The sequence below is a fragment of the Archangium violaceum Cb vi76 genome (assembly GCF_000733295.1).
Taxonomy (GTDB): Bacteria; Myxococcota; Myxococcia; order Myxococcales; family Myxococcaceae; genus Archangium; species Archangium violaceum.
Genome location: NZ_JPMI01000275.1, coordinates 71,336 through 93,062, shown reverse-complemented (window position 1 = coordinate 93,062; position 21,727 = coordinate 71,336). Strand labels below are relative to the sequence as shown.

General features: G+C 70.3%; 20 protein-coding genes. 12 read left to right on the top strand and 8 right to left on the bottom strand.

Annotated elements, in window-relative coordinates; all coding sequences use genetic code 11:
* Window positions 1-431: 431 nt before the first annotated feature.
* Both Q664_RS37760 and Q664_RS37755 read left to right on the top strand, forming a co-directional pair.
* The gene (locus Q664_RS37760; protein ID WP_235217034.1) at window positions 432-1,001 is read left to right on the top strand and encodes an RNA polymerase sigma factor; all 570 of its coding nucleotides are present in this window, start codon (window positions 432-434) and stop codon (window positions 999-1,001) included.
* Window positions 994-3,930, top strand: coding sequence for a CHAT domain-containing protein (locus Q664_RS37755; protein ID WP_043407359.1), 2,937 nt, complete (start codon window positions 994-996; stop codon window positions 3,928-3,930). The genes Q664_RS37760 and Q664_RS37755 overlap by 8 nt, the downstream gene beginning before the upstream one ends.
* Before the next feature lie 24 nt (window positions 3,931-3,954).
* Here Q664_RS37755 and Q664_RS37750 read toward each other — a convergent pair whose 3' ends face one another.
* On the bottom strand, window positions 3,955-4,404 hold the full coding sequence (locus tag Q664_RS37750; protein ID WP_160174584.1) for a TPM domain-containing protein: 450 nt from the start codon (window positions 4,402-4,404) through the stop codon (window positions 3,955-3,957).
* A 103-nt stretch (window positions 4,405-4,507) separates the two neighbouring features.
* On the opposite strand from Q664_RS37750, the gene Q664_RS37745 reads away from it, so the two are divergent.
* The 5 genes from Q664_RS37745 (at window position 4,508) to Q664_RS37725 (ending at window position 10,249) form a co-directional block, all read left to right on the top strand.
* Window positions 4,508-5,104 carry a histidine phosphatase family protein gene (locus Q664_RS37745; protein ID WP_043407356.1) on the top strand — a complete coding sequence of 199 codons (597 nt, stop codon included), beginning with the start codon at window positions 4,508-4,510 and terminating at the stop codon, window positions 5,102-5,104.
* A 159-nt stretch (window positions 5,105-5,263) separates the two neighbouring features.
* Complete coding sequence (locus Q664_RS37740; RefSeq protein ID WP_043407352.1) at window positions 5,264-6,397, top strand: imelysin family protein; 1,134 nt, start codon at window positions 5,264-5,266, stop codon at window positions 6,395-6,397.
* A 9-nt stretch (window positions 6,398-6,406) separates the two neighbouring features.
* The gene (locus Q664_RS37735; protein WP_043407350.1) at window positions 6,407-7,777 is read left to right on the top strand and encodes a di-heme oxidoreductase family protein; all 1,371 of its coding nucleotides are present in this window, start codon (window positions 6,407-6,409) and stop codon (window positions 7,775-7,777) included.
* Window positions 7,774-8,850: an imelysin family protein gene (locus tag Q664_RS37730; protein ID WP_043407349.1), complete on the top strand. Its 1,077-nt coding sequence runs from the start codon at window positions 7,774-7,776 to the stop codon at window positions 8,848-8,850. Before Q664_RS37735 ends, Q664_RS37730 begins: the two co-directional genes overlap by 4 nt.
* A complete protein-coding gene (locus Q664_RS37725) occupies window positions 8,840-10,249 on the top strand; it encodes an HTTM domain-containing protein (RefSeq protein WP_052519165.1) in 1,410 nt (469 codons plus the stop codon). Before Q664_RS37730 ends, Q664_RS37725 begins: the two co-directional genes overlap by 11 nt.
* A gap of 32 nt (window positions 10,250-10,281) precedes the next feature.
* Here Q664_RS37725 and Q664_RS56835 read toward each other — a convergent pair whose 3' ends face one another.
* The 6 genes from Q664_RS56835 to Q664_RS37695 all read right to left on the bottom strand — a co-directional run bounded on the left by Q664_RS56835 (window position 10,282) and on the right by Q664_RS37695 (window position 15,102).
* The gene (locus tag Q664_RS56835; RefSeq protein ID WP_326938771.1) at window positions 10,282-10,494 is read right to left on the bottom strand and encodes a type 2 periplasmic-binding domain-containing protein; all 213 of its coding nucleotides are present in this window, start codon (window positions 10,492-10,494) and stop codon (window positions 10,282-10,284) included.
* Between the two features lie 40 nt (window positions 10,495-10,534).
* Window positions 10,535-11,098, bottom strand: a complete 564-nt coding sequence (locus Q664_RS37715; RefSeq protein ID WP_043407345.1) for an anthranilate synthase component II — start codon at window positions 11,096-11,098, stop codon at window positions 10,535-10,537.
* A complete protein-coding gene (locus tag Q664_RS37710) occupies window positions 11,095-12,585 on the bottom strand; it encodes an anthranilate synthase component I family protein (protein WP_043407342.1) in 1,491 nt (496 codons plus the stop codon). Before Q664_RS37710 ends, Q664_RS37715 begins: the two co-directional genes overlap by 4 nt.
* Window positions 12,586-12,776: 191 nt before the next feature.
* Window positions 12,777-13,847 carry an alpha/beta hydrolase-fold protein gene (locus Q664_RS37705; protein ID WP_084610616.1) on the bottom strand — a complete coding sequence of 357 codons (1,071 nt, stop codon included), beginning with the start codon at window positions 13,845-13,847 and terminating at the stop codon, window positions 12,777-12,779.
* Between the two features lie 46 nt (window positions 13,848-13,893).
* Window positions 13,894-14,547, bottom strand: a complete 654-nt coding sequence (locus tag Q664_RS37700; RefSeq protein WP_043407337.1) for a type 1 glutamine amidotransferase domain-containing protein — start codon at window positions 14,545-14,547, stop codon at window positions 13,894-13,896.
* A 108-nt stretch (window positions 14,548-14,655) separates the two neighbouring features.
* Window positions 14,656-15,102: an RsbRD N-terminal domain-containing protein gene (locus tag Q664_RS37695; protein WP_075207629.1), complete on the bottom strand. Its 447-nt coding sequence runs from the start codon at window positions 15,100-15,102 to the stop codon at window positions 14,656-14,658.
* 106 nt (window positions 15,103-15,208) lie between these two features.
* Between Q664_RS37695 and Q664_RS37690 the strand changes: the two genes are divergently transcribed.
* Both Q664_RS37690 and Q664_RS37685 read left to right on the top strand, forming a co-directional pair.
* Complete coding sequence (locus tag Q664_RS37690) at window positions 15,209-15,691, top strand: GreA/GreB family elongation factor (RefSeq protein ID WP_043407333.1); 483 nt, start codon at window positions 15,209-15,211, stop codon at window positions 15,689-15,691.
* Window positions 15,692-15,771: 80 nt separating this feature from the next.
* Window positions 15,772-16,272 (top strand): NADAR family protein, encoded by a 501-nt coding sequence (locus Q664_RS37685; RefSeq protein WP_043407331.1) that lies wholly within the window; start codon window positions 15,772-15,774, stop codon window positions 16,270-16,272.
* Here the strand turns inward: Q664_RS37685 and Q664_RS37680 are convergent.
* Window positions 16,262-17,065, bottom strand: coding sequence for an SDR family oxidoreductase (locus Q664_RS37680; RefSeq protein WP_043407329.1), 804 nt, complete (start codon window positions 17,063-17,065; stop codon window positions 16,262-16,264). The two genes, Q664_RS37685 and Q664_RS37680, sit on opposite strands and share 11 nt — an antisense overlap.
* A gap of 67 nt (window positions 17,066-17,132) precedes the next feature.
* On the opposite strand from Q664_RS37680, the gene Q664_RS37675 reads away from it, so the two are divergent.
* From Q664_RS37675 to Q664_RS37665, 3 genes are all read left to right on the top strand, one after another.
* Window positions 17,133-17,489, top strand: a complete 357-nt coding sequence (locus tag Q664_RS37675; RefSeq protein ID WP_043407327.1) for an HNH endonuclease — start codon at window positions 17,133-17,135, stop codon at window positions 17,487-17,489.
* 384 nt (window positions 17,490-17,873) lie between these two features.
* Window positions 17,874-18,536 (top strand): cytochrome c3 family protein, encoded by a 663-nt coding sequence (locus tag Q664_RS37670; RefSeq protein ID WP_043407325.1) that lies wholly within the window; start codon window positions 17,874-17,876, stop codon window positions 18,534-18,536.
* A complete protein-coding gene (locus tag Q664_RS37665; RefSeq protein WP_152622577.1) occupies window positions 18,533-21,724 on the top strand; it encodes a TAT-variant-translocated molybdopterin oxidoreductase in 3,192 nt (1,063 codons plus the stop codon). The genes Q664_RS37670 and Q664_RS37665 overlap by 4 nt, the downstream gene beginning before the upstream one ends.
* Window positions 21,725-21,727: the final 3 nt, after the last annotated feature.

Sequence of the window (21,727 nt, the reverse complement as noted above, 5' to 3'; positions counted from 1 at the left end):
CGCACCTCCTCGTTCGAGGAGCTCGCATAGCTGGAGATCAGTCGATGATGTTGTCCAGGGCGATGGGGTCCGGGTTCCACACCGGGCCTCGCCACCACTGGCCCGGTGTGCCATCCGCCCGCCTGTTGGATGAGGGTGTTGCAGAGGGCGTCGGGACAACCGTTGACGGAGTTCTGGCCCCCTGCAGCGTGTACGTGTGGAAGATTTCTCCCGTTCTACAAGAAAGGAAAGCGAGTCCGCCAGAAGCGGAAAATGCCGGGGAAGAAAATCGCGCCGTGCCGTTGAAGGGGTGTGGAGCTCCCAGCCAGGCGGGAGCAGGAGGGGCGGCACCCATGTTCGCTCAGGTGGCAATCGCAGGACCCGTGGGGGAGCGACGAGTGCTCCGGGTGGCTGCCTTGACGGAGCCGGAGCGCGCGGGACAAGGTGCACGCGTGGAAGCACGGCCTGCCACCCCGCCCCGACTGGACAGCAGATGGTACGCCGCCTTCGCGCGGCAGCATGAGCCCGCCCTCCACGCCACGGCGCTGCGCCTGTGCGGCAACGCGGCGGACGCGCGCGACCTGGTGCAGGACACGCTGGAGCGGGGGCTGCGCAACCTGGAGCGCTTCCAGGTGGGGACGGATGGACGGGCCTGGTTGCTCACCATCCTCCACCGCCTCTTCATCGACAGGTGCCGCTCCCGCACGCGCGAGCCGCGCGCGGATGTGTCCGCGGAGGAGCTCGCGGAGCACGTGGCGGCCCCCGAGGGCGAGGCCGCTCCGGCCTGGGCCTCCATCAGCCTCGAGCAGCTGCGCGAGGTGCTGGGCCAGGTACCCGAGCCCTTCCGCGAGGTGTACCGGATGCACAGCCTGGAAGGCCGCTCGTACGAGGAGATCGCCCTGCGGCTGGGCATCGCGAAGAACACGGTGGGCACCCGGCTCGTCCGCGCGCGGCGCATGCTGCGCGAGCTGCTGGCCGGCCCGGTGCAACCAACCCCGGCCAAGGGGGAGCGCCATGAGTGAGATTCACGACCAGGTGCATGCCTTCGCGGACGGGGAGCTGGAGCCCGCCCAGGCCGAGTCCTTCCGCCAGCACCTGGGGGTTTGCGAGCAGTGCCAGGCGGAGCTGGGAGACATCCTCCAGCTCCAGGCGATGGGCGAGAGGCTGGGCGAGCAGCCAGCGGTGGCGCCCGTGGAGCAGGCGGCGCGCGCCTTCCGCCCCGCCTGGAGCCGGCGACGCCAGGCGCTGCTGGCCGTGGGGCTGGGTGGAGCGCTGGTGGCGCTCCTCGTGCTGGTGGTGCCGCGCGGCTCCGGGCCGGGAGAGGAGCCGGTGGTCCTGGCGCTCGCCCCCACGCGCTCACTGGAGGCACGGCTGAGCTGGCAGGGGGCCTCCGGCTGGCGGCCCTACGGCGTGCGGCGCTCGGGTGAGGAGCGCCCCCGCGAGCCACTGCCCCTCAAGGCGCTGGCGGCCCTGGAGGACGCGCGGGACTGGCACGGGCTGGCCATGGCCCAGTTGCTGGCGGGTGAGCCGGAGCGAGCGGCGGAGGCGCTGAAGCAGGCGGGTCACTCGCCCGGCGAGGACAGTGATCGGGCGGCGCTCGCGCTCTCGCGTGGCGCGCTGGAGGAGGCACTGGTGCTGCTGGAGGGGGTGCTGGAGCGGGAGCCCCGCCACCCCGCGGCGCTGTGGAACCGGGCCCTCGTCCTGCGCGAGCTGGGGTTGGATCTGCTGTCGGCCGAGGGTTTCCGCCAGGTGGCCGCCCTGGGCGAGCCGGGTTGGAGCGAGGAGGGACGCCAGCGCGCCGAGGCCGTGGAGCGCGCCACCCAGCAGCGCCAGCAGCGGTGGAAGGCGGCATGGGAGGCGTGCAAGGCACTCGCCGCCCAGGGCACGTCCCTGCCCGAGGGCACCGTGCGCGAGGCCCCGGGGCTGGTGCGCAAGTACCTGTACCTGTCGGTCTGGTCCGCGCCCACCGCCGAGCGCGTGCGTGCCCTGCTGCCGGTGGCCCGCGAGCTGGACTCCACCCATGGAGGCCAGGTGCTGGAGCGCTACGTGGAGCGCACCGCGCGGCGTGACTTCCGCACCCGGGGGCCCCTGGCCACGACCTTCTCCCAGGTGCTGGCCGGCAAGGCCCTGGAGCCCGCCGCCGCCGAGCGCTTCCTGCGCGAGCTCAAGGCCGCGGGCGAGCTGGACATCCTCCTGGGCGCGCTGCCCCTGCTCAACCGGCTGCCCGCACGGCTCGACGCGTACGCCGCCGCGGCCCGCTCGGTGGGGGACCCCTGGTTCGACTCCAGCACGGAGCTGCAGCGGGCCCAGGCACAGGTGGCGGCCAGCCGCCTGGCCCAGGCGGAGCAGATCCTCCTCGAGGCACTGCCCGCCTGCGAGCGCCTGCGGCTCGGCTCGCGCTGCGGTGAGCTGGAGGGCTTGCTCACCTATCTCTACCGGGTGCAGCACCGGCTGGTGGAGGCACGCGAGCACGCACTGCGAGGCCTGGAGCGTGCCCGGCGGCTGAATGACGCGGACCAGGAGACGCGCTTCATCCAGGATCTGGGCAGCATCGAGTACTTCCGGGACGCCTCGGCCCTGGCGCGCGCGTGGCTGCAGGAGTCCGCGCTCCGCCAGCCGGACTACTGCCGCACCCAGGTGTACGTGGCGGAGACACTCGCCCAGCTCCGGCTGGCGGAGATGCGGCCCGCCCAGGCGCGCGCCGAGCTGGAGCGGGTGCCCTCCTGTGGAGCCCCGCGCTCCATTCTCAGCGCGTACACACTGATGGAGCTGGCGCGGCGGGAGCCGCGGCCGGGCGATGCGCAGAAGGTGGCGCAGTGGCTGGCGGAGCTGCGGGCACAACCCGGGCAGCGTCCCGGGCAGCTCCTGGTGGTGGACCACGTGGAGGGGCGGCTGCGGCTGCTGCAGGACCGGGCCCAGGGCCAGCGCCTGTTGCGCGAGGTGGTGGCCGCCGCCGGACGCCTGCCACGCGAGGACACCACCGCGCTCAAGGCGCGTGCGGACAGCTACTCGGCCCTCATCCTCGACGCGGGCCAGTCGGGTGAGTACGCCGAGGCCCTGGCGCTCTTCGCCGAGGAGTCCCAGGGGCCGGCCCCCGAGCACTGCACCCTGGGCGTGGAGCTCTCCGAGGGGCGCACGCTGGTGGTGGCGCGCGACGCGGACGGGCGGCCCGTGGGCGCGTACGAGGCCAGCCGCCCCTCCTCCGAGCTGGACCTGGGCCGGCTGGTGCCCGAGCCCGTGCTGCGGGCCCTGCGCCCCTGCGCCTCCGTGTCCGTGTACGCCCGCTACCCGCTGCATGGCCGCGAGGGCCTGTTGCCCGCGGACTTCGCCTGGAGCTACCGCCGGGGTCCCCGCCCGGCCTCTTCGCCTCCCTCGGGCACGCCCCGCTCGCTGGTGGTGAGCGATGTGGCCGCCCCGGCCTCCCTGGGGCTGCCCCGCCTGGCGGCCTGGACCCTGTCCCAGCCGGCCCCGGGCCGGGTGGACCTTCTCGGTGCCGAGGCCACGCCCTCCCGGGTGCTGGCGGAGATGGCGCGCGCGGATGAGATTGATCTGCACGCCCACGGCCTGGTGAACCTGGGCCTCTCGGATGCATCCCTGGTGGTGCTCGCCCCCGAGGCGGATGGCCACTACGCCTTGACGGCCGGAGATGTGCGCCGCCACCGCCTGGAGCGTGCGCCGGTGGTGCTGCTGGCCTCCTGCCGCGCGGCCCGCACCGCCCCCTACTACCACGAGCCCTGGAGCCTCCCGGTCGCCTTCCTCGAGGCCGGCGCCCGCGCCGTCATCGCCTCGCCCGCGGACATCCCCGATGACGAGGCCGGCCCCTTCTTCGACGCCGTGCGCGCCCGCATCCGCGCCGGTGAGTCCCCCGCCGTTGCCGTACGCAACGAGCGCTCGCGCCTGCTCTCCAGCAATCCCCAGAGCTGGGTGCGCACGGTTGTCACCTTCGAGTAATCACTTGCTGTCCGGGCAGGACGCTCACCCCTGGCTCACCCGGTCCGGCAGCTCGTTGCCCGCCACGTCCTCACCCGGAATGACGGCGCGCAGCAGTCCACCAATGCGCTCCACCGCCACCTCCAGTCCGGACACGGGCTCGCCGCGCTCGAGGCCCTCGGTCACCGCCTCCACCACGGACTCCCAGAAGCCGGGCATGGCCGCGCCGCGCACGCCCCGGCCCGCGAACACGGCCACCTTGCGCTCCTCCACCGCCACATAGAGGATCACCCCGGTGTCCGAGGCCGTCTGGCGCACGAGCTTCTCGAAGAGCGCCATGGCCCGAGCCAGCGCGTTGCCCCCCACGCACCGGCGCTCCACGTGCACGAGGACCTCGCCCCGGTTGCCCTGCTCCGCCCGGCGGATGGCCTCGACGAGACGCGCCTCCTCCTCGGGCGTCAACACCCGCTTCACCCGCTGCCACGGCCATCGCATCCCCGGAGGATAGACCATCCCTCGCCCACCGGCCCAACACCCCTCCCCGGGTTCCTCCGAGCCCTCAAGGGGTGGCAGAGTGCGCACGTCCGAGAGGAATGCCATGAAGCCAGCGTCCCCCGTGCTCGTCCTCGTCCGCCATGGAGACACCGCCTGGAGCCGCAGCGGCCAGCACACCGGCCGCACGGACATCCCGCTGCTCGAGGAAGGCCGCCGCATGGCCACGGAGCTGCGCGAGCCGCTGCGCGCCTGGGACTTCGCCGCCGTGTGGACCAGCCCCCTGAGCCGCGCCAGCGAGACGTGCGCGCTCGCCGGGTACGGGGACGTGGCGCAGCTGCGCTCGGACCTGATGGAGTGGGACTACGGCACCTTCGAGGGCAAGAGCAAGGCGGAGATCCGCGCCACCAGCCCGAACTGGATGCTGTGGACGGATGGCGTGCCCTGCGGCGAGTCCGCGCGGGACGTGGGTGCACGCGCGGACCGCATCATCGCCGAGGCCCGCTCCGTGGACGGCAACGTGCTCCTCTTCGCCCATGGCCACCTGCTGCGCGTGCTCACCGCGCGCTGGCTCGGGCTCCCACCGACGGAAGGCCGCCTCTTCACGCTGAACACCGCCTCCATCAGCGTGCTCGGCCTGGACGGCGATGGGGACCAGCAGGTCCTCCAGCTCTGGAACGACACCACCCACCTGCGCGGTTGAGCGCCGGCACTCCGAGCCCCACCCATGACCCCGCCTGAGCCCGTCAGGAGCGGTGGCCAGACGCGCACCGCCGCTCCTTGGGGCCCCCAATTTTGACTTTGATTCTCAGTTTCGCTATCGACCTGACCCATTCGACGGAAGCACGCGAAAGGGCCACACATGAAGAAGCTGGGTTGGATGGCATGGGTTGCTGGGGCGCTGACCACCGCGGGTTGTGCGACGGATCCGCTGGAGGAGTCGCGAGCCCGGCCGGTGGTGGAGCGCTACGCGACGCTGGTGCATGAGAACTACACGGACGTGGTGACGAAGGCGAAGGAGCTGCGGACGGCGGTGGATGTCTTCGTGGCGGACCCCACCGAGGCGAAGCTGACGGCGGCGCGCAACGCGTGGCTGGCGGCGCGTCCCGCCTACGGCCAGAGCGAGGCCTTCCGCTTCTACGGCGGCCCCATCGACGACGAGGACACGGGCCCCGAGGGTCTCATCAACGCCTGGCCGCTGGACGAGGCGTATATCGACTCGGTGAAGGGCGCGCCGGAGGCCGGCATCATCAACGCCACCCTCGAGTTCCCCACGCTCACCGAGGAGCTGCTCACCTCCCTCAACGAGCGCGATGGTGAGACGAACATCGCCACCGGCTACCACGCCATCGAGTTCCTGCTGTGGGGTCAGGACGAGAGCGAGACGGGCCCGGGCAACCGGCCGGCCTCGGACTTCGCGACGGCGCCCAACGCCGAGCGCCGCCGCGAGTACCTGAAGCTCGCGACGGACCTGCTGGTGAAGGACCTGGAGTCGGTGCAGGCGCAGTGGGCGCCGGGCGCGAACAACTACGGGAAGACGTTCAGCGCGCAGGAGCCGGAGGAGGCGGTGCTGCGGATCCTCACCGGCCTGGGCAGCCTGAGCGGCGCCGAGCTGTCCGGCGAGCGGATGACGGTGGCCTACGACAACAGGGACCAGGAGGACGAGCACTCCTGCTTCAGCGACAACACGAAGGCGGACCTGTACGCCAACGCGCTCGGCATCCAGAACGTGTACCTGGGGCGCTACGGCACCCAGGACGGCAAGGGCCTGGACGAGCTGGTGGCCGCGGTGGACTCGAAGCTGGACGAGGAGATGAAGCAGCGCCTGCAGGCCAGCCTCGACGCCATCCAGGCAATCCCCGGCCCGTTCGACCAGGCGATCGACAATACTGAGGGCCGGCAGAAGGTGAAGGCGGCCATCGAAGCGCTGGAGGCGCAGACGGAGACGCTCGTCGACGTGGCCACCGCGCTGGGCATCACGCTCAACCTGGAGTGAGAACGAATCATGCGGCGCACGATCAGTCTGTTGCTCCTCCTCGCCTGCGCCTGCGGTGAGGAAGGGCCAGAGCCGGGCGAGGAGCTGTCCGGCGGTGCCACCACCGTCCACGACACCACGCGCAACGCCTTCACGCTGGCGGCGCGCAACCTCCAGGGCGATCGGCGCGATGCCTTCTTCACCGGCAACGCGCTCTTCAATCGCAACTGGGTGACGGCCCCCGCTTCCACCACGGGCCTGGACGGACTGGGTCCCACCTTCAACGCGCCCTCGTGCGCCGCATGTCACTTCAAGGACGGGCGCGGCAAGCCCCCGACCGAGCCGGACGAGAAGCCGCTGTCGCTGCTCTTCCGGTTGAGCATCCCCGGGCAGGACGCCCATGGCGAGCCGCTCGGGGACCCCACCTACGGTGGACAGCTCCAGCCGCAGGCCATCCTCGGCGTGCCCGGGGAGGGCGAGGTGGCCATCACGCACGCGTTGCGCGAGGGCCAGTACGCGGACGGAACGGCGTACTCATTGGAGGAGCCCCACTACACGCTCACGAACCTGGCCTTCGGCCCCGTGCACCCGGAGCTGATGATGAGCCCACGGGTCGCGCCGGTCATGGTGGGGCTCGGCCTGCTGGAGGCCATTCCGGACGCGGCGCTGGAGGCGCTCGCGGATCCGGAGGACAAGGACGGCGATGGCATCTCCGGCCGCATCAACCACGTCTGGGACGTGGAGCACGGCGAGCCGCGCATGGGCCGCTTCGGCTGGAAGGCCAACCAGCCCTCCCTGCGCCAGCAGAACGCGGGCGCCTTCCGGGGGGACGTCGGCATCACCTCGGACCTGTTCCCGGAGGAGGACTGCCCTGCCCCACAGACGGCGTGCCAGGACGCGCTCTCGGGAGGAGAGCCCGAGCTGGAGGCCGAGAAGCTGGAGCAGGTGACGTTCTATACACAGATGCTGGCCGTGCCCGCGCGCCGGGACGTGGACGAGCCCGAGGTGCTGCGTGGGCGGCGGCTCTTCCGGGAGCTCGACTGCGCGAAGTGCCACGTGCCGCGCCATGAGACGGGCACGGTGGAGGACGCGCCGGAGCTGTCGAAGCAGGTCATCTTCCCGTACACGGACCTGCTGCTGCACGACATGGGGCCGGAGCTGGCGGATGGCCGCCCGGACTTCGAGGCCACGGGGAGCGAGTGGCGCACGCCGCCGCTGTGGGGGATCGGGCTGGTGGAGACGGTCAACCGCCACACGCGATTCCTGCATGATGGCCGGGCCCGCTCGCTGGAGGAGGCCATTCTCTGGCACGGTGGGGAGGCCGAGCGCTCGCGGGAGCGCTTCCGCAACCTGACCGTGAACGATCGTACCGCGCTGCTGCGCTTCCTGGAGTCGCTGTGAGCCCCGTCCTTCGACGTCTGATTGCCCCCACCCTGCTGCTGTGCCTCGCCGTGGTGAGCTGCGGCGATTCCCAGGGCACCGCCCTGCGCTCGGCCTTCCTGAAGGAGCTGGCCGGGGACGTGGCCCTCCCCGCGTACCGGGACTTCGACACGCGCGCCGAGGCGCTGGCCGGAGCCCTCGCGGCGCTGGAGGCCACGCCCACGGAGACCACGCTCACGCAGGCGAAATCCGCCTGGAGGGAGGCGCGTGCGGCATGGCTGCGGCAGGAGGCCTTCCGCTTCGGTCCGGCGGAGGAGCAGCACACGTCGGCCGCGGTGAACCAGGTGCCGTCCACCACGGGCATCGACAGCCTGCTGGCGGGGAACGCGGAGTTCACGGAGGCGTTCGTCGCGGAGCAGGGAGCGAACCGCAAGGGACTGCTCGCCATCGAGTACCTGCTCTTCGACGCGTCGGCCACGGAGGAAGGGAGCGCGGGGGCGCGGCGCCGGGCGTACCTGAAGGCGCTTGGGGCCGAGGTGCACAAGTTCGCCACGGAGGCGCGCACCGCCTGGGAGCCCGAGCAGGGCAACTACGTCGATCAATTGAGCAAGGCGGGCAACGACGGAAGCCCCTACACCACGCAGAAGGATGCGGTGGACACGGCGGTCAACCGGCTCATCGCCTGCGTGGAGGTGATGGAGCTGAAGCTGTCGAAGCCGCTCGGCTTCGAGACGGGAGGCACGGTGCGCCCCGAACTGGAGGAGGCACGGCGCAGCGACAACTCGTTGACGGACCTGGGGAACGCGGTGCTCGGCATGGAGCGCGTCTGGCTGGGGGCGAACGGGAACGGAGGGCTCTCGAAGGTGATGGCCGCGAGCAACAAGCAGGCGGACGCGACGGTGCGAGGAGACCTGGCGGCGGTGCGCTCGGCGCTGGAGGCGATTCCGCCCCCGCTGCGCACGGCGCTGACCAACGACCGCGAGTCGGTGGAAGCGGCCCGGGCGGCCCTGTCGACGCTGCGAGCCACCCTGGCCTCCGAGGTCGTGTCCAACCTGGGCGTGACGCTCAAGTTCACCGACAACGATGGAGACTGAGCACACGCTGACTCCCCTCGCCCTCCGGGAGAGGGGCGGGGGTGAGGGTGCCACGGTCCCCAGGTTCCCCCTGCGAGCCCTCCACGAGCAGCTCACCGCCTCCGCTTTCGCCCCCGTGGACCCCGCCTCGCTGGTGGCGTACCGGGTCATCTTCGGGCTGCTGATGATGGCCGCCGTCGCGAGGTTCTTCGCGTACGGGTGGATCCACGAGCACTACCTCGCCCCCAAGGTGCTGTTCCCGTACGCGGGGCTGGAGTGGATCCGCCCGTGGCCGGGCGTGGGCATGTACATCCACTTCGCGCTGATGGGGCTGGGAGCGCTGGGCATCACGCTGGGAGTCGCGTACCGGGCGAGCGCACTCACGTTCCTGCTCACGTTCACGTACGCGCACCTCATCGACAAGACGTACTACCTCAACCACTACTACTTCATCTCGCTGGCGGGGCTGCTGCTGGTGGCGCTTCCGTTGGACATGAAGGGGCGGAGCCACGTGCCCGCGTGGTGGCTGTGGCTGCTGCGAGCGCAGGTGGGGCTCGTGTACTTCTTCGGCGGGGTGGCGAAGCTGAAGAGCGACTGGCTCATCCACGCGCAGCCGATGAAGATCTGGCTCGCGGCGAGCACGGACCTGCCGGTGCTCGGCCGGCTGTTCGAGCAACCGTGGGCGCCCCAGGCCTTCAGCATCGCCGGAGCGGTGTTCGACCTGTGCGTGGTGCCCGCGCTGCTGTGGAAGCGGACGCGGTGGCTGGCCTACGCGGCGGTGGTGGGCTTCCACATCATCACGCGGATGCTCTTCCCCATCGGCATGTTCCCGTGGCTGATGATGGCGGGAGCCCTGCTCTTCTTCCCACCGGACTGGCCCCGGCGGCTCGCGAGCTGGCCGCGGCGCGAGCCGGTGAAGGAACGCGAGCCCGAGTCCCCCGCGTTGCCCTCGAGGAACTCCTGGCTCGGACCCGCGCTGGCGGTGGCCTTCCTGGGAGTGCAGTTCCTCCTGCCGCTGCGGCATCTGCTCTACCCGGGCGACGTGATGTGGACGGAGGAGGGCTATCGCTTCTCGTGGAACGTGATGCTGATGGAGAAGGACGGGATGGCAGAGTTCCGCGTGAGCGAGCCCGCCACGGGGAAGCGGTGGGTGGTGTCCCCGAGCCAGCACCTCTCGCCCTACCAGGTGAAGATGATGGCCACGCAGCCGGACATGCTGCTGACGTTCGCGCACTACCTGGCGCGCCACTTCGCCGAGCAGGGACACCCGGGAGTGGAAGTGCGCGTGGACGCCTTCGCGAGCCTCAATGGACGGCCCCGCCAGCGGCTCGTGGACCCCACGGTGAACCTGGCCACGGTGGGACCGTGGGACAGCGTGCACGGCTGGGTGCTGCCCTTCCGCCAGGTGGCGCCCCCCTGAGAGGGCCATAACTGGGCCTCAGGCGGACGGGCTCAGATGTTGGAGCAGCTGCCGCGCATGGAGCGGCAACCCGGGATGCCGATGCCGTGCTCGACCATCCGGCAAATCGCATCGAAGCCGCGCAGACGGACCCGGAGCTTCAACCGGCGCCCGGCGCGTGCCGCGTGCTCGGACAGGTAGTCCTGGAGCGCGCTCCCCGAGGCCAGGCCGACGAAGTCATGCTCCAGCACCTCGGCGAAGCGCAGCTCCCGGCGGGCCGCCAGGGGATGCGCTCGCGCCGTGACGCTACAGCTTTCCGTCGAGGAAGTTGCGCACCAGCCGGGGACCCTCGGGCGTGAGGACGCTCTCCGGGTGGAACTGCACGCCCACCACCGGCCGCTCCCGGTGCCGCAGGCCCATGATGAGCCCATCCGGCGTCCACGCCGTCGGCTCCAGCTCCGCGGGTAGCGTCCCCGCGTCCACCACCAGCGAGTGGTAGCGCGCCGCCTGGAAGCCCGCCGGCATGCCCTCGAAGATGCTCCGGCCCTCGTGGCGGATGGAGGCCGTCTTGCCGTGCACCGGCTCGGGCGCCCGCACCACGTTGCCGCCGAACACGGCCCCGATGGACTGGTGGCCCAGGCACACGCCCAGCACCGGCACCTTCGCCCCGCGGATGGCCGCCATGCTCACCCCGGCCTCGTGCGGCGTGCACGGCCCCGGCGACACCACCAGGTGCGAGGCGCCCGAAGCCGCCACGCCCGCGGCGTCGATCTCATCGTTGCGCACCACCTTCACCTCGGCCCCCAGCGTGTACAGCAGTTGCACGAGGTTGAAGGTGAACGAGTCGTAGTTGTCGATGACGAGGATCACCGCACACCTCCCTCACGCGCCTGCTTCAGGGCCGTGGCGAGCACCCGTGCCTTGGCCTCCGTCTCGTCCGCTTCCTTCGAGGGCACCGAGTCCGCCACGAGTCCCGCGCCCGCCTCCCACAGCGTGCGGTCCCCGTCGATGTAGAAGGTGCGCAGGGCGATGGCCAGGTCCAGCGCGCCGCAGAAGGACAGGTAGCCCACCGCGCCCGCGTAGGGGCCACGGCGCGTGGGCTCCAGCTCGTCGATGATCTGCATCGCGCGGATCTTCGGAGCCCCGGACACCGTGCCCGCCGGGAAGGTGTACGCCAGCGCGTCGAGCGCGTCGTACTTCGCGTCGAGCCTGCCGCGCACCTGCGAGACGATGTGCATCACGTGGCTGTAGCGCTCGATGATCATCAGGTCCTCGACGCGCACCGAGCCCGGAGCCGCCACGCGGCCCACGTCGTTGCGGCCCAGGTCCACCAGCATCATGTGCTCGGCGCGCTCCTTCTCGTCGGCGAGCAGCTCCTTCTCCAGGGCCTGGTCCTCGGCCTCGGTGGCGCCGCGGCGCCGGGTGCCGGCGATGGGGCGCACGACGACATCTCCGTCACGCACCTGCACCAGCAGCTCCGGGGAGGCGCCCACCAGCGCGCGCGCCTCGCCCAGCTCGATGTGGAAGAGGTACGGCGAGGGGTTGATGCGGCGCAGCGCCCGGTACAGTGAGAGCGGCGGTGGCGCCCCACGGGCCTCGAAGCGGCGGGCGAGCACCACCTGCATACAGTCACCCGCGCGGATGTACTCCTTCACGCGCTCGACGGCGGCCTCGTAGCCGGGGCGGTCCCAGTTGACGGAGATCTCCGCCTCGCCGCGCATGGGCGGATGGGGAACATAGGCATCCACGGGCAGCGGGCGCAGCAGCCGCTCGGCGAGGGACTCGGCGCGGGCCTCGGCGTCGGCGAGCGCCTGGGCGACACTGCCATGACGGTTGGGCCGGGCGATGGCGGTGGCATGCAGCGTCTGGGTGCGCGAGTCGTGGGTGACGAACTCATCGCACAGCAGCCACTCGGAGTCGGGAAAGGAGGTGTCGCTGGAGTGCCGGTCCGGCACATGGCGCTCGAACCAGGACATGCAGTTGTAGCCGAGGTAGCCCACGAGGCCGCCGACGAACGGAGGCTCACCGGGGAGCTTGGCCACGGCGTGGTCGCGCCAGACGGAGCGGAGGACGTCGAGCGGAGCGCCCTCGAAACGCTGCTGCTGGTCGCCGCGCCAGAGGGTGCCGCCGGTGCGGTCGAGCCGGAGCCGGCCGGCGGGTGCGGTGCCGATGTGGCTGTAGCGGCCGAAGCGCTCGCCACCGTGGCAGGACTCGAGGATGAAACCTCGCGCGCCACCGAGCTTGAGGTAGGCGGACAGCGGGGTGTCGAGGTCGGCGGGGAGCACGACCGAGACGGGGACCGCCTCGCCCTTCTCCGCGCGTTGGCGGTAGGCCGCCTTGCGCTCCTGAGCGTTCATCACGTTCCTCTGTGTAGGCCCCCTCTCCCTCTGGGAGAGGGCTGGGGTGAGGGTGTTCCAGACGGTCACCCCATCACCGATGGATTGTCCCCGTTATTCCCGGGCGGGGAAAGGGCCACGGGAGTCCGATACCGTCCCACCGGCCTTGGCTTGACAAGACCGTCGCCTCGACCCCTACCCGAGCGAGCGTCTCACCCCTCGCGGCGGCCCTGGTTCCCGGTGCCGAACAACCACTCCAGGCCGCGCCACACGTTGTCGCGCCAGGCCGAGTAGTTATGACCCCCGTGGTACTCGCGGTACTCGGCGCGGTGCCCGGAGGCACGGAGCACGGGGAGCATGCGCTCATTGCCCTCGACGAGCGCCTCGAAGTGGCCGCAGTCCATCCACACATCGAGCGGCCGGGACGAAGCACCGCGAGCCAGGTCGAACACCACGAAGTCACGGTTCCACACGCTGAAGGCGCCCGACTGCGAGAGCACACGGCCAAAGACGTGCGGGGCACGCAGCCCCGTGTACAGGGAGATCAATCCCCCCAGCGACGAGCCGAGGACCCCATGGACACCGGGCTCGCGCGTCTCATCCAGGAGGTTCAGCTCACCGCGGGCGAGCGGCAGGACCTTGTCGAGCAGGAAGACCACGGTGGCCTCGCTGCACGTGTACTCGACGGTGCGAGCGGGGCCACCGTTGGCCACCATGGCCAGCGCGATGGGACGGATGCGGCCCTGGGCGACGAGGTTGTCCACGATGGAGGGAAGCTTCGAGCGGCGCAGGTAGTCCGGCCCGTCGAACACCACGACCAACGGGCAGGGCTCGGAGGTGGGAGGCGCATAGAGGTGGACGGCGCGCTGGGAGCCCACACAGAACTCATGCGTCTCCACCAGGTGGCGGGTGACGGTGCCACGAGGCACGCCGCGCTGCCGCAGCGCGAGGGGCGTGGGCCGCGACTCGGGCATGTGGAAGTAGTGGTTGAAGTCCCCGAAGCCGTTGGAGGTGAGGCGCTCGTTGAGCGGATCCCTCACCCGCCGGCCCTTCGCGTCCTGGAACGCGTACTCCACATACGTGTCGCGCGGCAGCGTCAGCGTGTGCGTCCACAGCCCCGGAGCCACCTCCTTCAGGGGGATGGGCTCACCCGACCAGTCCAGGAAGTCCCCCGCCACGGACACGGGCTTGCGCCCGCGCCATACGAAGGTGGCCCTCTCTCCGTCGATGACGGGCGTGCCCTCCTCGCGGGCGCTCTGCTCGAGTGTCGTCATCTTCCACATGGGAGCGGACGGTAGCCGCCCCCGATGAGCCCTGCCAACCTCGCCGCTAGCGCGCGAGGGCAGCACGGGCCGGGCGGATGGCCACCAGCCCCAGCAGGCCAGCGAACAGCCAGCGGCCCCAGTGCGAGCGCTTCTCCACGGGGTGGTTGCGCGGGGCGTACTCATCGAAGAGCGACACCATGCCCTTGATGAAGTGGCGCATGTCGAGGGGACTGCGGCTGGAGAACCAGCGGTCATCGCGAACGCCGGGCTCATCCATCCACTGGGCGCCCGCGTTGCGCAGGTCGTCCTTGATACCGGGCCACGAGGCCAGCTTGCGTCCACTGGCCAGGCCCGCGGACACGAGCACCCAGGGGCCATGACACAACGTCGCGATGGGCCGGCCGTGGCGGTCGAACTCGCGGACGAAGTCGAGCACCTCCTCGCTCTGGCGGAGCTTGTCCGGGTTGACGAAGCCACCGGGGATGAGCAGCGCGTCGAAGTCCGTGGGACGGACCTTGTCCACCGTCTCGTCCACGCGGACCTTCTTGCCCGGCCACATCAGGTTCATGCCCCGGATGTGCCCCTTGTGCAGGGAGATGATGTCCACCTGGGCGCCGCGCTTGCGCAACGCCTTCACGGGGATGGTGAGCTCCACCTGCTCGAAACCATCCGCGGCCAGCACGCCCACCCGGATGCCCCTCAACGTCTTCCTCGCCATTGGCTGCGCCTCCCGATTTTCTTCCCGGGCAATCGTCGGCATCCCTCGCGCGCGCGGCATTCCCAGCTCCCTGGACTGGAGGGCGGCCAGGAGAGCGACCGGAAGGACTCACGGCCCCATGGCCTGCGTAGCTTCCCGGGGGGCGCCATGCCTGGCGAGGATCTGCCGGGCGAACTCCGTCGTGCAGACCGCCACCACGTCATCCAGGTCGCGGTTGAGTTGGATGACCTCGGCGGGCGAGACCTCGCCTGGTTGCTCCGCCCAGAGGCCCAGCAGCACGTCCCGGAGCACGGCGAGCTCCATCAGCACCTCCACGAGGTCGAAATCATCTCCGACGCGCTGGAAGGCATGAACCCGGGAGAGCATCTGGCTGCCGTGGACATCCGCCGCGTCACGGTCGCGCAGCCGCGCCACGAGCCAGTCGAGCAGGTCCGGAACGTGGTTCACCAGGCGTTCCTCGGAGAGGTGCCGCGCGTCACTGAGCGTGCGCACCATTTCCTTCCAGCGAGTGAGGACCTCTTGCCGATGACGCTCGATGAGTTGAGAGAGTCCCATGGTTGTTTGAATGTCGGTGTGCCCGGGCATGCCCACAAGGGCCCCTGTCCCATGGGACAAGTCATGAGTCCCCAGGCAGGATGCCGAGCATCCGGAAGGGAGCAACATGTCGAAGGCCTTCACGAAGGAAGACACGGGCGGAGAGGACGTACTGCTGCCTCCGAGGCCCCGCTCGACGACCGGCGAGAAGCGGTACATCACGCCCGAAGGCTACCGGGCCCTGCAGGAGGAGCTCGCGACGCTGACGGCGCTCCAGAGTAGTGCGCGCCCTCCGGACTGGGCACGCCGGACGCGGCAACTGGCCACCACCCTGGAGGAGGTCCAGGTGGTGGACTCGGAGCACCCCGACGAGGAGCACGTCTACTTCGGCGCGTGGGTGACGCTCGAGGACGAGGAGGGAGAGGAGACGGCGTACCGCATCGTCGGACCGGACGAGGCGGACGTGAAGGCAGGCCGTCTCAGTGTCGAGTCGCCCCTGGCGCGAGCCCTCCTCGGCAAGGAGCCGGGCGAATCCGTCCGGGTGGAGCGTCCCCGAGGCGCCATGGAATACACCATCACCAGCGTCTCCTACCGGCCGCCCACCTCCTGAGCCCCGCTGTTGTCAGGGACGAGGGCTTGCCCCGTCAGGCTTGGTGTCCGTATAACACCAACCACGCGAGGTCCCCTCTCATGAGCGACGCGCAGCGCAGGTTCACCTTCTTCTGGCGGAATCAGTCCCCGTTCTCGCAGTGGCACCCGTCGGAGTTCGTGGTGGAGGGTGTGCGCTTCACGTGCGCCGAGCAGTACATGATGCACGGCAAGGCGGTGCTCTTCGGGGACGCGGAGATGGCGGCGCGCATCCTGAAGGCGAAGACGCCCAAGGAGCACAAGGCGCTGGGGCGCAAGGTGCGTGGCTTCGACGGCGCGGTGTGGGATCGCGAGCGCGAGCGCATCGTCTACGAAGGCAGCCACGCCAAGTTCACGCAGAACGCGGAGCTGCTCGCGGCGCTGCTGGCCACGGTGGGAACGGAGCTGGTGGAGGCCAGCCCGACGGATCGCATCTGGGGCGTGGGTCTCTCGGAGGAGGACCCGCGCATCCAGGACCCCGCGACGTGGCGGGGTCAGAACCTGCTCGGGAAGGTGCTCACCCGTCTGCGCGAGGACCTGCGCGCAGCGGGCGTCAGGACTTGACCTGCTTCAGCATCCGCGAGGCGAGCCGATCGATGACTCCTGGCGCGAGCGCCTTGACGGCCAGCATCAGCTTCGCGGCCGGCACCATCACCAGCTCGCGCTCGCGGCGCTCCATGGCGCGCAGGATGAGCTCCGAGCAGGTGCGCGTGTCCATCATCCGGTTGCCCTTCTCCTCGGCGATGTCCGTGTGACCCGCCGAGCCGTCCGGGCCGAGTGCCCGCGAGCGGATGTTGGAGGTGACGAACCCCGGTGACACGACGAGCACGTCCACGCCGGTGCCGCTCAGCTCGATGCGCAGCGAGTCGAAGAACCCCTGCATGGCGTGCTTGGTGGCGGCATAGCCGCTGCGGGTGGGCGCGCCATTCTTGCCCGTCAGCGAGGAGATGGCGACGAGCAGGCCCTTCCGCGCCCTCAGGAACGGAAGCGCCGCGTGCGTGCAGTAGACCGCCCCCAGGTAGTTCACCCGCATGAGGCGCTCGAAGATGGAGAGGTCCGTCACATCCTCGAAACGGCCCCGCATCGCCATCCCGGCGTTGTTCACGAAGCAGTCGATGCCGCCGAACGCCTCCACGGCGCGCGCCACCAGGCGCCGGCAGGCCTCCGGATCACACACGTCCGTGGGGACCACCACCGCCCGGCCTCCCGCCTGCTCACACCGCTGCTTCACCCGCTCCAGCTCCGCCTCGCTCCGGGCCGCGAGCACCAGCTGCGCTCCGCGCTCCGCGAGTGCCACCGCCAGCTCCTCACCGATTCCCGAGGACGCCCCGGTGATGACTACCGTCTTTCCTTGCATGGGAGCATGGTCGCTCCACCCCCACCCCCCATGGCACCCGGAGCCCCTTCCATCTATTAGAAGAGGTGTGAGCTCCGCCAAGCGCCGCCGCATCCTCGACATCGTGGCCACCGACGCCACCTTCGAGCGCACCGACTACCGCGGGCGCGAGGTGTGGCTCGGAAAGTGCTTACACTGCAACACGTTCCTGACCATCAGCCTGGACGGCGAGCCCATCAGCCGCGCCACCATCGAGCACATCATCCCCCGGGTGCACGGCGGCACCGATGCGCTGGAGAACCTCGGCCTGGCCTGTGCCCGGTGCAACCAGGGCAAGGGCAGCCGGCATGATCGCCACTTTGATCGCGACCCCCGCGTCCGGCAGTTGGTGGACCGACTACTGGAGCGCCGCCGCGAGCGCTGGCGTGATCCGGAAGACGCGTGAGCGCCCTCGGATTCAAGCTCCCTTCCATCTCGTAGAAGAGAACATCATCCGGACAAGTTTCCAGCCGCGCCACAACGTGGCGGGTCGTGGTATCCCCCCGCCCGCGGACAGAGAAAGGTTGACACCCGGATAATGATGCTCGATGGTCGCGCGCCGCGTTGGGACGGGAACAGGAGGAGGGACCCCGCCCACCGCACATCTTCAGTCGGATGGGGTCGGGCGTGTCCGCATGTCTCCTGTCAGGGCAGGAGCCGTCGCAGCCACAGCAACGCCGTGCATGAGCTTCTTGTTCCAGTCTTCCTGTGCCACCTCCGGTCCGGCCGCACCGTCCTCCCGGTCGCGTCCTGCGGAGCTGCCCCCATTGACTAGCCCCCGGTCCTGGATATGAGCGGTCCTCTCTTCCCACGCTGGACGAACACGGTGTCGCGAGCCTCGGCCGCGGCGCTTCTTGCAATCCCCGCGATCGCGCTGGGCGGTCTGATGGCGTACGTGCGTTCCCCGTTCGTCACCAACCAGAACCGGCCCATCGAGCAGCCGATCGAGTTCGATCACCGGCACCACGCCGGTGACGAGCAGATCGACTGCCGCTACTGCCACTTCTCCGTGGAGAAGTCGCCGTCGGCGGGCATCCCCTCCACCACCGTGTGCATGTCGTGTCACGCGCAGGTGTGGAACAAGAGCCCGTACCTGACGCTGGTGCGGCAGGCGTACTTCACGGACCAGCCCATCCCCTGGGTGCGCGTCCACAACCTGCCCGACTTCGTCTACTTCAACCACGCCATCCACGTGGCGAAGGGTGTCGGTTGCGTCACCTGCCACGGCCGCGTGGACCAGATGGCCGCCATCGAGCAGTACCAGCCGCTCACCATGCAGTGGTGCCTGGACTGCCACCGCAACCCGAAGCCCAACCTGCGTCCGCAGGAGTTCATCACCAGCATGACCTGGCAGCCGCCCGAGAAGCACGAGGAGGCCGCCCAGCTCGCCGACTCGCTGGCTGAACAGTACGACGTTCACTCGCGCACGAGCTGCACCACATGCCACCGCTGAAGCCCAAGCTCGACGGAGCCCCCATGAAGGACACCCCTACTTCCTTCGCCCTGCCGGTCGTCTCCGACAAGGCCGAGGCCGCTCACGACCACGACCACAACGACGTCGTGGGTGAGGCGCTCGATCACGCCGCCGCGCACTCCGTGCAGTCCGAGGGCGCCTACGGGAAGACGTACTGGCGCAGCCTCGAGGAGAAGCTCGGCCAGCCCGAGTACCTCGAGGAGACCCGCCCCGAGTTCCCCGTGGGCGCGGACCTGGCACCCACCGGCGTGGCCCGCCGCGAGTTCATGCAGCTGCTGGGCGCCTCGCTGGCCCTGGCCGGCGCCACCGCCTGCTCCACCCGTCCGGTGGACGAGCGCATGATCCCCTACACCCGCACGCCTCCCGAGATGGTGCCGGGCAATCCCCTGCACTACGCCTCGGGCATGACGTTCGGGGGCCACACCTCCGGTCTGCTCATCACCGCGCGTGAGGGCCGCCCCATCAAGGTGGAGGGCAACCCGCAGCACCCCGTCAACCTGGGCGCCGCCGGTCCCTTCGAGCAGGCCTTCCTGCTCTCCCTGTACGATCCCCAGCGCGCCCGCGTGCTGCGCTACCGCAAGGAGCCGCGCTCGCTGCGCACCTTCGGTGAGGACATCGGCACGGTCATCGCCAGGGCGGCGCAGGAGAACGGTGGAGCGCGCGTGCGCTTCCTCACCGAGCCCAACGCGTCCCCGGTGCACGGCGATCTGCGCGCGCGCATCCAGTCGCGCCTGCCCAACGCGAAGTTCGTCACCTACACGTCCGTCACCCAGGATCCGGCCAACGAGGGCACCAACGCGGTGTTCGGCACGCCGGCCACCCCGGTGTACGACTTCACCAAGGCGAACGTCGTCGTCTCGCTCGACGCCGACTTCCTGGAGAGCCGTCCGGCCAACCTCGCCTACGCCCGTGCCTTCGCCCGCCGGCGTGACCCGGCCGAGGGCAGCCTCAACCGCCTCTACGTCGCCGAGCCGCGCTACAGCCTCACCGGCGGCATGGCGGACCACCGTCTGCGCGCGAAGTCCCAGGAAGTGCTCGCCATCGCCGCCGCCATCGCCTCGCGCGTGGGTGGAACGGCCGCGGGTCTGGGCGCCGCCGCCTCCGCGAAGGCCCAGCTGAACGCCGCCCACCAGAAGTGGGTGGACGCCGTCGCCGCCGACCTGCGCGGCGCCGCAGGCCGCAGCCTGGTGGTGGCCGGTGAGCGTCAGCCCGCCGCGGTGCACGCCCTGGCCGCCGCCATCAACGCGGCGCTCGACAACGTGGGCCAGACGGTCCGCTACGTGGCCCCGGTGGTCACCGAGAACACCCAGGCCTCCGGCCTCCGCCCGCTGGTGGAGGAGCTGAACAACGGTGGCGTGGACGTGCTCGTCATCACCTCCTGGAACCCCGTCTACAGCACCCCGGCGGACCTGGGGCTGCGCAAGGCGCTGAGCCCGGAGAACCCCAACCGCAACAAGGTCACCGTCGTCTACACCTCGCTCTTCGAGGACGAGACGAGCGCGTACGCCGACTGGTTCATCCCGGCCGCGCACGAGCTGGAGGCCTGGAGCGATGGCCGCTCCGCCGATGGCACGGTCACCGTCGTGCAGCCGCTCATCCAGCCGCTCTACAACGGCGTGCCCACCTCGGAGCTGCTCGCCCTCTTCCTGGGTGAGCCGTACCGCAGCAGCTACCAGATCCTCCGCGACTTCTGGCGCGGCCGCTCCGCGGCCCTCGCGGACTTCGAGACGGCCTGGGAGACGTGGGTGTCCGTGGGCATCGTGCCGGACACGGCCTCGCCCGCAGTCACCGCCGCGGCCAACCCGGACGCCGCCCGCGCCGTGGTGGAGGCCTACACCCCGCCCGCTTCCGGTGGCCTCGAGGTGAACTTCGTCACGGACTACAAGGTCTTCGACGGCCAGTTCGCCAACATGTCCTGGCTGCAGGAGCTGCCGGACCCCATCTCGAAGATCACCTGGGACAACGCGGCCTACGTCAGCCCGGCCACCGCCGAGGCGGAGAAGCTGCAGCCCGGTGACAAGGTCAAGCTCACCACGCGCACCGGCTCGCTTGAGGTTCCGGTGTGGATCATCCCCGGCATCGCCGACGGGGTGATCGTCCTCCCGCTGGGCTACGGCCGCACGGGTCTGTTCGAGACGGTGGCCAAGGAGGTGGGCTTCAACGCCAACCTCGTGCGCAGCGTGGACGCGCCCTGGTTCGAGGGTGGCGCCAGGCTGGAGAAGGTGAAGGCCACGCACAAGTTCGCCCTCACCCAGAGCCACTGGCGCACCGAGGGCCGCCCCATCGCCCTGGACATGCCGGTGGAGCAGTTCCGGCACGAGCAGGAGCTGGAGAAGAAGAACGCGAGCCCCTTGCTGTTCCGCGTTCGCGGCGACGTCGAGAAGGCCAACCTCATGCCGGATTTCAAGTATGAGGACTACAAGTGGGCGATGGCCATCGACCTGGCCCGCTGCACCGGCTGCGCCGCGTGCGTGGTGGCCTGCCAGTCGGAGAACAACATCCCCGTCGTGGGCAAGGAGCAGGTCTCCCGCAGCCGCGAGATGCAGTGGCTGCGCATCGACCGGTACTTCTCCGGCCAGGAGCTGCACGATCCGGAGATGGTCATGCAGCCCGTCGCCTGCGTGCACTGCGAGAAGGCGCCCTGCGAGTACGTGTGCCCGGTGAACGCCACCGTCCACTCGGACGAGGGCCTCAACGACATGGTGTACAACCGCTGCGTCGGCACGCGGTACTGCTCCAACAACTGCCCGTACAAGGTCCGCCGCTTCAACTACCTGCACTACACCGCGGACAAGACGCCCACGCAGAAGATGCAGATGAACCCGGACGTCACGGTGCGCAACCGCGGCGTCATGGAGAAGTGCACCTACTGCGTGCAGCGCATCGAGCGTGTCCGCATCAAGGCGCGCGTGGAGAAGCGGCCCATCTTCGAGAAGGAGCTGCAGACCGCCTGCCAGCAGACGTGCCCCACCGAGGCCATCGTGTTCGGCACCCTGAGCGATCCCAACGCCCAGGTGACGAAGCACCACAACGACGAGCGCGCCTACAAGCTGCTGAACGAGCTGGGCACCAAGCCTCGCACCGCCCACCTCATCCGTCTGCGCAATCCCAATCCCGCCCTCGCTGCCGCCAAGCCCGCCGGCGGCTCGCACGAAGGAGGCCACTGAGCC